The organism is Streptomyces sp. NPDC001373 (assembly GCF_042895815.1).
GTDB lineage: Bacteria > Actinomycetota > Actinomycetes > Streptomycetales > Streptomycetaceae > Streptomyces.
This window is the reverse complement of sequence record NZ_JBIAWQ010000009.1, coordinates 114,954-127,739: the sequence shown is the minus strand read 5'-3', so window position 1 is coordinate 127,739 and position 12,786 is coordinate 114,954. Positions and strand designations below refer to the sequence as shown.

Sequence of the window (12,786 nt, the reverse complement as noted above, 5' to 3'; positions counted from 1 at the left end):
CAGCGGCGGCCGGAGCGGCCACGGCACGGGTGGCACGGCGGCGGGCACGCGGAGCCGGAGCGGCCGGAGCCTCCTCCTCGGCCACGGCGGGCGCGGGGGCGGCCTCCACGACGGCCTCGGCCGGCTCGGCGGCAGCGGCGGCCGGAGCGGCCACGGCACGGGTGGCACGGCGGCGGGCACGCGGAGCCGGAGCGGCCGGAGCCTCCTCCTCGGCCACGGCGGGCGCGGCGGCGGCCTCGGCGGCGGGCGCCTCGGGGGCAGCGACGGCACGGGTGGCACGGCGGCGGGCACGCGGGGCGGGAGCGGCCGGAGCCTCCTCCGTCACGGCGGGCGCCGGCTCGGCCACGGCCTCGGCCGGCTCGGCGGCAACGGCGGCCGGAGCGGCCACGGCACGGGTCGCACGGCGACGGGCACGCGGAGCCGGAGCGGCCGGAGCCTCCTCCTCGGCCACGGCGGGCGCGGCGGCGGCCTCGGCGGCGGGCGCCTCGGCGGCGGCACCGCCGGGCGGGCCCGCCGGCCGGGAAGCCGCGCGACGACGCCTGCGCGGGGGCAGGTTGTCGCTGGGGCTGCCGTTGTCGGCGGGGGTGTTCTCGTTCTCGTTCTCGAGCATGCGGGCGGTTCTCCCGTCACGCTCCCGGGCGCCGCGGCTGACATCCGGTCCGGCACGGCTCCGCACGAGATGCGCGGAGCCGGCCTCCGGGGCGCGTTCGCCACACGGGAGCTGTAGTCCATGGCCGCCGGTTCCGTACGTCTTGTCGTACGGCCTGGCGGAAGTCTTCAGGTCTGTGCGCTGCCCGACCCAGGTGGCTCCCGAGTGCCAGGGCGGCGCGACGACGACGATCCCTACGCGGCGGGACCTTCCGGCGCCTTCGCGTCGGCGTTCACGGCGGCCGTGGGTGGGGCGGCCGTGACAGCCTCGCGGTCGGGCGCGAGCGGGTCGGTCACCGTGCCGGACTCCTCGTCGAAGAGCCCCTGCGCCAGCCTGGTCACCGCAGCGGGGACCGGCGGCGCCAGGTCGGCCACAGCGTGAAGACCGGACAGGACGTCGTCGGGTCGCACGGCAGGTGTCAAATGCCGAACAACCAGCCGCAGTATCGCACAGGCATTGTCCAGCGGCCTATCAACCTGGGCAGGAAGCGCCTCCAGGCTGACGACCGCGCCGCGGGTGTCGAAGGTCCGCATCCCGTTCTTGGTGCGGCGCTGCACCTCCACCGTCTCGGCGGCGAGGAACACCTCCACCGCACGCTGGGCCTCGGCGGGTTCCACGCCCTCCAGGCGCAGCTCCCAGACGGAGGCCGTCAGCCGGTCCGCGAGCCCGGAGGTACGGGCCTCGACGGCGTCGACGATGTCCAGGCCGAGCGGCATCGACTCGTCGAGCAGCTTGCGCAGCGTCTCGGGGTCGCGCGGCGCGGCGAGGGCGATCTCCAGGTACTCGGCCTCGCTGCCGGTGCCGGTCGGCGCGGCGTTCGCGTACGAGACCCGGGGGTGCGGGGTGAAGCCGGCCGAGTACGCCATGGGCACCTCGGCGCGGCGCAGGGCGCGCTCGAAGGCGCGCTGGAAGTCTCGGTGGCTGGTGAACCGGAGGCGGCCGCGCTTGGTGTAGCGCAGTCGGATGCGCTGCACCACCGGTGCGGGGGGCGGGCCTTCGGGCTGTCGCTTGCCCAGTGGTTCTTCTCCTTGTGCGGGGCGTCGCGGCTCGCGCGCCGCCCTGAGGTCTGTCGACCCGTCCGGCTCACCTCCGCCGGTGGGGCAGGGAGATCTCGGCAGCGGGTGCCGCGTCGGCGGCTGTCGTACTACCCAGAGTACGCGCCCGTGACCTCGCCGGTTCCCGGGCGGGCCCGCCGAAGAGCGCCCGCCGCACCTCGGCCCGCGCCTCCCGCACCGCGGCGCGGGAGGTGCGCCACACCTGGCGCAGGGCGTGTCCGACCGGGGTGGCCACCTGCCGGTGGACCCAGGCGGCGGGCCGGGCGACGCAGCCGCGCCACAGCCAACGCAGTCCGCGCCCGAGGGCGGCGGTGATCCGTCCGGCGAGGTGCCAGGCGGGCACGAGGACGTGCCGCCCGAGGAAGACGGCCGGCGGGACGACCACGTGGACCAGCACCCAGCCGGCCCCGCGCCCGAGCGGCACGGCGCCGTACCGCCACAGCCCCACCCAGGGCCAGACGAACACCAGCAGGCAGACGCCCCGGACCAGCCACCGCACCCCGTGCCCGAGCGGGGTCAGCACCCGCCGGTACGTCCAGGCCAGCGGCGGCGCGAGGAGGTCCCGCAGCACCCACCCGAGCCCGGTCCCCACCGGGGCGAGCACGTACCGCCCGAACCCGAGCACCAGCCAGGCGGCCCCCAGCCCGAGGGGCCGCAGCACGTACCGGTACAGCGCACCCCCGGCCGGGGCGACGGCGTACCGCCACAGCCCGACCCAGGGCCAGTAGAAGACGGCCGCCCCCAGCGGCCGCAGCACGTACCGCCACAGCCGTACGAACAGCCACCCGAGGCCGTTCCCCAACGGCGCGAGCACGTGCCGGCCCAGCCCCCGCGCACAGGCCGCGACCAGGTCCCACACCACCCGCACGGGCAGCACCACCAGCACGGCCACGACCTTCACGGGAACCCTGACGACCCCCGCCAGACACCCGTCCCCACCCAGCGGGGCCTGCGGCTTCTCGATTTCCATGCCGCTAAGGACACCAGAACCCGGCGGGCCGTTGCGCCGCTCCCCGGCGAATGCGGTGCTCACGCACGTGTGCCCCTCACCGAAACCGGTGAGGGGCACACGGGGCGGACGTCAGATCACTTCACGACCGACAGCGGCAGCAGCTTCTTGCCCGTGGGTCCGATCTGGATACTGGTCTGCATCTGAGGACACACACCGCAGTCGAAGCACGGGGTCCAGCGGCAGTCCTCGACCTCGGTCTCGTCGAGGGCGTCCTGCCAGTCCTCCCACAGCCAGTCCTTGTCCAGGCCGGAGTCCAGGTGGTCCCAGGGGAGGACCTCCTCGTACGTGCGCTCGCGGGTGGTGTACCAGGCCACGTCCACGCCGTACGCCGGCAGGGTCTTCTCCGCCGCCTGCATCCAGCGGTCGTACGAGAAGTGCTCGCGCCAGCCGTCGAAGCGGCCGCCGTCCTCGTAGACGGCGCGGATGACGTCGCCGATGCGGCGGTCGCCGCGCGAGAGCAGGCCCTCGACGATGCCCGGCTTGCCGTCGTGGTAGCGGAAGCCGATGGAGCGGCCGTACTTCTTGTCGCCGCGGATCTTGTCGCGCAGCTTCGCCAGGCGGGCGTCCGTCTCCTCGGCGGAGAGCTGGGGGGCCCACTGGAACGGGGTGTGCGGCTTCGGGACGAAACCGCCGATCGACACCGTGCAGCGGATGTCGTTCTGGCCCGAGACCTCGCGGCCCTTGGCGATGACGTTGATCGCCATGTCGGCGATCTGGAGGACGTCCTCGTCGGTCTCCGTCGGCAGGCCGCACATGAAGTACAGCTTCACCTGGCGCCAGCCGTTGCCGTAGGCGGTGGCGACGGTGCGGATCAGGTCCTCCTCCGACACCATCTTGTTGATGACCTTGCGCATGCGCTCGGAGCCGCCCTCGGGGGCGAAGGTGAGGCCGGAGCGGCGACCGTTGCGGGTCAGCTCGTTGGCCAGGTCCACGTTGAAGGCGTCGACGCGGGTGGAGGGCAGCGAGAGGCCGATCTTGTCGTCCGTGTAGCGGTCCGCGAGGCCCTTGGCGATGTCCGCGATCTCGGTGTGGTCCGCGGAGGAGAGGGAGAGCAGGCCGACCTCTTCGAAGCCGGTGGCCTTCAGGCCCTTCTCGACCATCTCGCCGATGCCGGTGATGCTTCGCTCCCGCACGGGGCGCGTGATCATGCCGGCCTGGCAGAAACGGCAGCCGCGGGTGCAGCCGCGGAAGATCTCGACGGACATCCGCTCGTGGACGGTCTCGGCGAGCGGGACCAGCGGCTGCTTGGGGTAGGGCCACTCGTCGAGGTCCATGACGGTGTGCTTGGAGACCCGCCACGGCACGCCGGAGCGGTTCGGGACGATACGGCCGATACGGCCGTCCTCCAGGTACTCCACGTCGTAGAAGCCCGGGACGTAGATGTTTCCGGTCTTCGCGAGGCGGAGCAGGACCTCCTCGCGGCCGCCCGGACGGCCTTCGGCCTTCCAGGTGCGGATGATCTCGGTCATGTCGAGGACGGCCTGCTCGCCGTCGCCGATGACGGCCGCGTCGATGAACTCCGCGATCGGCTCGGGGTTGAAGGCCGCGTGGCCGCCCGCGAGGACGATGGGGTGGTCGACGGTGCGGTTCCTGGCCTCCAGCGGGATACCCGCGAGGTCGAGGGCCGTGAGCATGTTGGTGTAGCCCAGCTCCGTGGAGAAGGACAGGCCGAACACGTCGAAGGCGGAGACCGGGCGGTGGCTGTCGACCGTGAACTGCGGCACCTTGTGCTCGCGCATCAGGGCTTCCAGGTCCGGCCACACCGAGTAGGTGCGCTCGGCCAGGACGCCCTCGCGCTCGTTCAGTACCTCGTACAGGATCATGACGCCCTGGTTGGGCAGACCCACCTCGTACGCGTCGGGGTACATGAGCGCCCATCGGACGTCACACGCGTCCCAGTCCTTGACGGTGGAGTTCAGTTCACCGCCGACGTACTGGATGGGCTTCTGCACATGCGGGAGCAGAGCTTCGAGCTGTGGGAAGACCGACTCGGACATCACGCGACTTTCGTGAAGCGGGCAGGGGGCGACTCTCAAGCGTACCTTGAGGCCCGGCTCCCCTTCTCCACATGATCACTTCGCGGCCGCCCGCGACCTGCGGGACGCGGCCTTGGCCCAGACGGCCGGGAGACGGTGTTCCAGGCGGGCGGAGCGGGCTTCCTCCCGGCCGTGGAGCAGGCCCCAGGCGAAGGCGGACTCCCCCGCGTCGGCGGCCTGGGAGCCGAGGCCGAGCAGGGCCTCGCGGGCCACGACCCCGTCCTGGTGCTCGCCGAGCAGGGTCTGCACCGACTTGGCGGCCTTGGCCAGGCGCCGGGCGGGCTTGCCGAGGGCGGGGGCGGCCGCCTCGGCGGCGTAGCGGGCACGTTTGGCGGCCTTGCGGGCCTCGTGCAGGGCCCGGTCGCGCCCCTCGCCCGGCTCCAGGTCGAGGGCGGCGGTGACGCGGTCGGCGAGCCGGTCCCAGTCGCGCAGGACGGCCTTGCGCAGGAGCTTGGCGGCGGGGCGGGCGGCGGCGGGGCGCAGGGGCGGGGCGTCGAGGAGGGCGTCGAGGGAGTCGAGGAGGGCGAGGTAGCGGTCGTCGTCGAGGGCGGCGACGGCGCGGCGGCGGGTGCGGGCCCGGCGGGTGGTGTTCCAGGCGCGCAGCCGGTCGCGGACGGGGCCGGGGCGCAGGGCGGGCGGAAGCTCCGCGAGGCGGCTGCGCAGGCGTTCGAGGAGGACTTCGCGGTCGCGGTCGGCACCGAGTTCGGCGGCGAGCCAGCGCAGCTCCTCGCGGAGGGGGTCGGTGGCGGTGCGGTCGAGGACCTTGCGGTAGGTGGCGAAGGCGCTGCGCAGGCGGCGGGTGGCGACGCGCATCTGGTGGACGGAGTCGGGCAGGTCGCGGCGTACAGCGGGGTCCTGTGCGACGAGGGTGTCGCGCTGTTCGCGCAGGTACGCCAGGACGTGCGCGCCGGCCGTCCCGTCGGCGGGTCCGGGGGCGGGGCGGCCGGGCGGCGGGGCGGCTCCGGTGAGGTCGAGGGCGCGGGCGAGTTTCGAGGGGGCGTCGGAGGGGCTCAGGCCGGCCGCGGCGAAGCGTTCCTGGACGGCGTCGAGGAGGGCGGGGGCGCCGTCGTCGGCGAGTTCCACCTCGACTTCGGTCCAGGCGGTGGCGGCCCGGCCGCGTTCGGCGCGGACGGAGTCGGTGCACAGCTGTGCGAGGAGGTGCCCGTCGGCGTCGAGGAGGTCGCGGGTGTGGCGTTCGGAGCGCAGCCGGACCTGGGGTTCGAGGCGGGAGCGCCGGGTCCGGGAGCGGACGAGGGCGACGAGGTCGGGCGGGAGGGTGTCGGAGAGGGGGGCGCGAACCTCGTCGCGGACGCCGGGGGCGACGGGGAGTTTGAGGTGCCAGCCGGCGTCGTCGCCGCCGGTGCGGCGGCGCAGGGTGAGGCCGTCGGCGGCGAGGGCCCGTTCGGGGGTGTCGTAGTAGACGGCGTCGAGCTGGGCGGTGCCCCGGTCGCGGACGGCGGTGATCCCGGCGGTTCCGGTCAGGTCGGGCACCCGGCGCCGGGCGTCGTCCGTCTCGCGGGGCGGCTTCCCGTCGGCGCGCGCCTTTCCCCGGTCCCCCGTGAACTCGAATTTCCGCTCGATCTCGCGCTGGGTGTCCGCCATGCATCGAATCTAGCGCCGAATCGGGGGCGGCGGCGGGCGGCGGGCACCGGCCCCGCCCACCGCCCCCGGGGTTCAGGCCGACATCGGCCGCTGCACCCTTATCGACTGGAGCAGTCCGACGGCCACCCAGACGGCGAACATCGAGGAGCCTCCGTAGGAGACGAAGGGCAGGGGCAGGCCCGCGACCGGCATGATGCCGAGGGTCATCCCGATGTTCTCGAAGGCCTGGAAGGCGAACCAGGCGATGATCCCGGCGCAGACGATCGTGCCGTAGAGCTCGGTGGTCTCGCGGGCGATCACGCAGGCCCGCCAGAGGATGATGCCGAGGAGGACCAGGATCAGTCCGGCTCCGACGAATCCGAGTTCCTCGCCCGCGACCGTGAAGACGAAGTCGGTCTGCTGTTCGGGGACGAACTGGCCGGTGGTCTGTGAGCCCTTGAAGAGCCCGGAGCCGAGGAGACCGCCGGAGCCGATGGCGATGCGCGCCTGGTTGGTGTTGTAGCCGACGCCGGCGGGGTCGAGCTCGGGGTTGGCGAAGGCGGCGAAGCGGTTGATCTGGTACTCGTCGAGGACGCCGAGCTGCCAGATCAGGACGGCTCCGGCGGCGCCGGAGGCGAGCAGGCCGACGACCCAGCGGTTGGAGGCGCCGGAGGCGAGCAGGACGCCGAGCACGATGACGACCATGACCATGACCGAGCCGAGGTCGGGCATCAGCATGACGATGCCCATGGGGGCGGCGGCCAGGCACAGGGCCTTCACCACGGTGCGGTGGTCGGGGTGTTCGAGGTCGCCGGCGTCGACCCGGGTGGCCAGCAGCATGGCCATGCCCAGGATGATGGTGATCTTGACGAACTCGCCGGGCTGGAGCGAGAAGCCGCCGCCGATGACGATCCAGGCATGGGCGCCGTTGATGGTGGAGCCGAGCGGGGTGAGCACGGCCACGACCAGGACCAGGGAGAGCCCGTAGAGGATCGGTACGGCTCCGCGCAGGGTGCGGTGGCCGAGCCAGACCGTGCCGATCATCAGCACGAGGCCGATGCCGGTGTTCATGGCGTGCCGGGTCAGGAAGTAGTACGGGTCCCCCTGGTTGAGCGTGGTGCGGTTGCGGGTGGCCGACCACACCAGGAGGGCGCCGAGGAAGGACAGGGCGAGGGCGGACAGGAGGATCGGCCAGTCGAGCCGGCGCAGTACCGAGTCCCGGGCGGTCAGCCGGGCGACGGGTCCGGGCTGGGGCGCGTACCGGGAGACGGAGAACTTGTTGGCGGTCTGCATCGGGCCTCAGTCCTGCTTGTGCGCGGGCGGGGCCGGCGGGCCGGCGAGGGCGGGCGGTGCGTCCTCGGGGGACGGCGGCACGTAGGGCCGGATCTCGGGGGCGTCGATGGAGCCGTCCGGCTGGATGGCGGGCAGGCCGGCCTCGGGCTTGAGCAGCAGGGCCTTGGAGGTGTCCTGCTTGCCGGCCATGTCGAGGCCGTAGATGGCGTTGTAGATGTTGCGCACGGCGGGGCCGGAGGCGCCGGAGCCGGTACCGCCCTGGGAGATCGTCATGACGATGGTGTAGTCGTCGGTGTAGGTGGCGAACCAGGAGGTCGTCTGCTTGCCGTAGACCTCGGCGGTGCCGGTCTTGGCGTGCATGGGGATCTGCTTCTGCGGCCAGCCGCCGAAGCGCCAGGCGGCGGTGCCGCGGGTGGCGACACCCTCCAGTGCATCGCTTATCTGCTGCCGGGTCTTCTCGTCCATGGGGAGCTTGCCGTGGGCCTGCGGCTTGATCTCCTCGACCTTCTTGCCGTCGGCGCTGACGACCGCCTTGCCGATGGTCGGGTTCCACAGGGTGCCGCCGTTGGAGATGGCCGCGTAGATGGTGGCCATCTGGATGGGGGTGACGAGGGTGTCGCCCTGGCCGATGGAGTAGTTGACGGCGTCACCGGCGCGCATGAGGTTGCCTTCGAGGCAGTTCTCGTAGGAGAGCAGCTCGACGTAGGTGCCGCCCTTCTTGCCGGTCTTGCACCACTGGTCCTTGTTGGCCTCCCAGAACCGCTGCTTCCAAGCGCGGTCGGGGACGCGGCCCTTCTCCTCGCCGGGGAGGTCGACGTGGGTCTCGGCGCCGAGGCCGAACTGGTGGGCGGTCTTGTAGAAGATCTCCGCCGGGTTCTTGACCGGGTGGAGTCCGCCGTCCTTGAGCCACTGCTGGTGGCCGAGGGCGTAGAAGACGGTGTCGCAGGAGACTTCGAGGGCCTGGCCGAGGGTGATGCTGCCGTGGCCCTGGGACTCGAAGTTCTTGAAGACCTGTCCACCGATGGAGTAGGAGCTGGGGCAGGGGTAGCTGCCGTCGAACGGGTATCCGGCGTTGACGGCCGCGGTGGTGGGGATGACCTTGAAGATGGAGCCGGGGGCGGCCTGGCCCTGGATGGCCCGGTTCATCAGGGGGACGTTGGATTCCTTGGCGGTGAGCTTGGCGTAGTCCTTGGCGGAGATCCCGCCGACCCAGACGTTGGGGTCGTAGGTGGGGTTGGAGGCCATGGCGACGACGCGGCCGGTCTTGGATTCGAGGACGACGACGGCTCCGGCGTCGGCCTTGTAGGGGACGCCGGTGTTGCGGTCGACCTGCTTGCGGGCCTCGACCATGGCGGCGTTGAGCTCGTACTCGGCGACGCCCTGGACGCGGGCGTCGATGCTGGTGACGAGGTGGGCGCCGGGGATCGCGGGGTCGTTCTCGGCCTCTCCGATGACGCGGCCGAGGTTGTCGACCTCGTAGCGGGTGACGCCGGACTTGCCGCGCAGCTGCTTGTCGTAGGTGCGTTCCAGGCCGAAGCGGCCGACCTGGTCGGAGCGCAGGAACGGCGAGTTGGTCTTCTTGGCCTTGATGATCTCGTCGTCGGTGACCGGGGAGAGGTAGCCGAGGACCTGGCCGGTGTTGGCTCCGCCGGGGGCCGGGTAGCGGCGTACGGCGGTGGGCTCGGCGGTGATGCCGGGGAAGTCCTCGGGGCGTTCGCGGATCTGGAGGGCCTGCTGGGTGGTGGCCTCCAGGGTGACCGGGATCGGCTGGTAGGGGGACCCGTTCCAGCAGGGCTGGGGGGTCTTGGAGTCGCAGAGCCGGACCTTGTCCATGACGTCCTGCGGCTTCATGTCCAGCACCCCGGCGAGCCGGGTCAGGACGCCTTTGCCCTTGTCCTTTATCTTCATCAGCTCGGTGCGGCTGGCGGAGACGACGAGGCGGGTCTCGTTGTCGGCGAGCGGGATGCCGCGGGCGTCGAGGATGGAGCCGCGCACGGCGGGCTGGACCACCTGCTGGACGTGGTTGTTCTTGGCCTCGTTCGAGTACTCGGCGCCGTTGCGGATCTGGAGGTACCACAGCCGCCCGCCGAGGGTGAGCAGCAGCGAGAAGACGAGCACCTGGAGGATGACGAGCCGGATCTGCACCCGGGGGGTGCGGCCGGTCTCCGGAATGTTGGTCACTACTGCTCCCCCGTCACAGCTTCCTGACGCTCTTCACGCCCTTGAGGCCCTTTATGCGGCCGGCCCGGTTGGCGCGGCCGCGCGCGGTCATCATCCGCAGGCCGCCGCGCTGGCTGCCGATGCGCAGGCCGGTGCCGCCGGCCAGCCAGCCGGAGGCGACGTCCTTGCCCTGCGGCGGGCCACCGTTGGCCTCGACGGCCATCGGGTCGTTCTCGGCGCGGCGGGCCAGGGCCATGATGAACGGCACGGTGAACGGCGCGAGCAGCAGGTCGTAGAGGGTCGCGGTGAACAGCAGCCCGACCAGGCCCACGTGGCGGGCGGCGGTGTCGCCGACGAGGGCGCCGACGCCCGCGTAGAGGAGGGTGGAGACGACCGCGGCGGCGAGCACCGTCAGCATCGGCCCCCAGGCGGAGCGGAAGCGGCCGTTGTCGGGGCGGACGAGGCCCACGAGGTAGCCGATGACGCACAGGACGAGGGCGTACCGTCCGGCGGCGTGGTCGGCGGGCGGGGCGAGGTCGGTGAGCAGGCCGGCGGTGAAGCCGATGAGGGCCCCGCTGACGTGCCCGTAGACCAGGGCGAGGGCGACGACGGTCAGCAGGACGAGGTCGGGGACGGCTCCGGGCAGCTGGAGCCGTCCGAGGACGGTGACCTGGAGGACGAGCGCGACGGAGACGAGCGAGCCCGCGAGCAGGATCCGGTTGATGCGCATGGCGGTCAGCTCCTACTCGTCGGCCGGCTTGCCGGAGACGTTGGCGGAGGGCGACGGGGTGACCGTGACGGTGACCGTCGGGGTGGGCTTGGGCGGCTCGGGCTTGGGGGGCAGGACGGCGTCACGGGGGTCCTCACGCGGGGGCATGACGACGACGCCGACGATGTCGAGGCGGGAGAAGCCGACGAAGGGCCGGACCCAGACGGTGCGGGTCAGGTCGCCGTGCGAGGGGTCGACCTTGACGACCTCGCCGATCGGGACTCCGGGGACGAAGGGCTTGTTGGCGCGGGAGCCGAAGGTGACGAGCCGGTCGCCGGGGTTGATCTTGGCGCGGCCGTTGAGCATCTGGACGGAGAGGGCGCGGTCGCCCTGGCCGGTGGCGAAGCCGAGTTCGCCGGTCTTCTCCAGCCGGGTGCCGACGGTGAAGCCGGGGTCGTTGGCGAGGACCACGGTGGAGGTGTCGGGGCCGACGGTGGCGATGCGCCCGACGAGTCCGTCCCCGTTGAGGACGGTCATGTCCCGTTCGATGCCGTCCTTGCTGCCCGCGTCGATGGTGACGGTCCAGGAGAAGCCCTGGGCCGCTCCTATCCCGATGACCTCCGCGCCCTTGATGCCGTACTGGCCGGCTCCGGCCCGCTTGAGCATCTCGTCCAGCTCGTGGATACGGCTGCGGGTCCGCTCGTCGCTGCCGAGCCTGGTCTTCAGCGCGGTGTTCTCGCGCTCCAGCGTCGCGATGCGGTTGTGGCGCCGGTCGGAGTCGCGGACGGCCCCTATGGCGTTGGCGACCGGGTCCACGGCGGTCGCGACGCCCATCTCGACGGGGCCGAAGACGGCGGCGGCGGCCCGCCGGGCGCCGTCGACCGGCGAAGCCTCTCCCGCTCTGATGTCCACCGTGATCAACGCGAACGCGATGGCGATCAGCAGCACCAGGAGCAGCCGGCTCTCTCGTGTGTCCCTCACGTGCGGCGGCCGTGCCTTCCTCGTAGAAACTCGTACGGCGGAACCGTTCCGGCGGAGCCGGGGCTGCACCGGACTGTGCCTGTATATCAACGATCCGCCGCACGGGCGCGGCAGCACCCGTACGGCGGATCCTTGTGTTCCACATGCCCCGTTCAGGGGATTTGATCACCGCCGGGGCTGGGCGTCCAGCACCTGCTGGAGGGCTTCGAACTCCTCGACGCACTTGCCGGAGCCGAGGGCCACGGAGTCGAGGGGGTCCTCGGCGATGTGGATCGGCATGCCCGTCTCGCGGCGCAGCCGCTCGTCGAGCCCGCGCAGCAGGGCTCCGCCGCCGGTGAGCACGATGCCGCGGTCCATGATGTCGCCGGAGAGCTCCGGCGGGCACTTGTCGAGGGTGGTCTTGACGGCGTCGACGATGGCGTTGACGGGCTCCTCGATGGCCTTGCGCACCTCGGCAGCGGAGATGACCACGGTCTTGGGCAGGCCCGAGACCAGGTCGCGGCCGCGGATCTCGGTGTGCTCGTCCTTGTCGAGGTCGTAGGCCGACCCGATGGTGATCTTGATCTGCTCGGCGGTGCGCTCACCGAGGAGGAGCGAGTACTCCTTCTTGATGTGCTGGATGATCGCGTTGTCCAGCTCGTCGCCGGCGACCCGGATGGACTGGGCGGTGACGATTCCGCCGAGGGAGATGACGGCGACCTCGGTGGTGCCGCCGCCGATGTCCACGACCATGTTGCCGGTGGCCTCGTGGACGGGCAGGCCCGAGCCGATGGCGGCGGCCATGGGCTCCTCGATGATGTGCACCTGGCGGGCGCCGGCCTGCGTGGACGCCTCGATGACGGCGCGGCGCTCCACTCCGGTGATACCGGAGGGCACGCAGACCACCACGCGCGGGCGCGCCAGGTAGCGACGCTTGTGGATCTTGAGGATGAAGTACCGGAGCATCCGCTCGGTGATCTCGAAATCGGCGATCACGCCGTCCTTGAGGGGGCGTACGGCGACGATGTTGCCGGGCGTGCGCCCGATCATCTTCTTCGCCTCGGAGCCGACCGCCAGGATGCCACCGGTGTTCGTGTTGATGGCGACCACGGACGGCTCGTTCAGGACGATTCCCCGGCCCCTCACGTACACCAGCGTGTTGGCGGTCCCGAGGTCGATCGCCATGTCACGGCCGATGAACGACATGTTGTTCCCCTTGTTCCCCATGAGGAGCGTCTGGCCTTCCAGTTGATAGCGGATGCTGTCAGGTCGGCGAGGTGGGTGTGGGTGGAGGCCCCATCGTAGTCCCGCAGGTACGGACATCGCGCGAC

10 protein-coding genes are annotated in these 12,786 nt (G+C 72.0%); all 10 read right to left on the bottom strand.

Translation table 11 applies throughout. From position 1 onward, the window contains the following. Positions 1-610: hypothetical protein (locus tag ACFY15_RS21370; RefSeq protein WP_390825935.1), on the bottom strand; the 610-nt coding region annotated here is incomplete at its 3' end. A gap of 233 nt (positions 611-843) precedes the next feature. Further along, complete coding sequence (locus tag ACFY15_RS21365; RefSeq protein ID WP_390691086.1) at positions 844-1,623, bottom strand: TIGR03936 family radical SAM-associated protein; 780 nt, start codon at positions 1,621-1,623, stop codon at positions 844-846. Between the two features lie 109 nt (positions 1,624-1,732). Further along, positions 1,733-2,674, bottom strand: a complete 942-nt coding sequence (locus ACFY15_RS21360) for a hypothetical protein (RefSeq protein ID WP_390691084.1) — start codon at positions 2,672-2,674, stop codon at positions 1,733-1,735. A gap of 116 nt (positions 2,675-2,790) precedes the next feature. Further along, entirely contained in the window at positions 2,791-4,716 is a 1,926-nt protein-coding gene (locus ACFY15_RS21355; RefSeq protein ID WP_390691083.1) for a TIGR03960 family B12-binding radical SAM protein, read from the bottom strand. Positions 4,717-4,788: 72 nt separating this feature from the next. Then, positions 4,789-6,354, bottom strand: coding sequence for a CHAD domain-containing protein (locus tag ACFY15_RS21350; RefSeq protein ID WP_390691082.1), 1,566 nt, complete (start codon positions 6,352-6,354; stop codon positions 4,789-4,791). Between the two features lie 72 nt (positions 6,355-6,426). Further along, on the bottom strand, positions 6,427-7,626 hold the full coding sequence (gene rodA, locus ACFY15_RS21345) for a rod shape-determining protein RodA (protein WP_390691081.1): 1,200 nt from the start codon (positions 7,624-7,626) through the stop codon (positions 6,427-6,429). Positions 7,627-7,632: 6 nt separating this feature from the next. Then, positions 7,633-9,807 (bottom strand): penicillin-binding protein 2, encoded by a 2,175-nt coding sequence (mrdA, locus tag ACFY15_RS21340; protein ID WP_390691080.1) that lies wholly within the window; start codon positions 9,805-9,807, stop codon positions 7,633-7,635. Between the two features lie 13 nt (positions 9,808-9,820). Continuing rightward, positions 9,821-10,516, bottom strand: coding sequence for a rod shape-determining protein MreD (gene mreD, locus ACFY15_RS21335; RefSeq protein WP_390691079.1), 696 nt, complete (start codon positions 10,514-10,516; stop codon positions 9,821-9,823). A gap of 12 nt (positions 10,517-10,528) precedes the next feature. Beyond that, positions 10,529-11,476, bottom strand: a complete 948-nt coding sequence (gene mreC / locus ACFY15_RS21330; RefSeq protein ID WP_390691078.1) for a rod shape-determining protein MreC — start codon at positions 11,474-11,476, stop codon at positions 10,529-10,531. 165 nt (positions 11,477-11,641) lie between these two features. Further along, on the bottom strand, positions 11,642-12,661 hold the full coding sequence (locus ACFY15_RS21325) for a rod shape-determining protein (protein ID WP_008738981.1): 1,020 nt from the start codon (positions 12,659-12,661) through the stop codon (positions 11,642-11,644). Between the last annotated feature and the right edge of the window lie 125 nt (positions 12,662-12,786).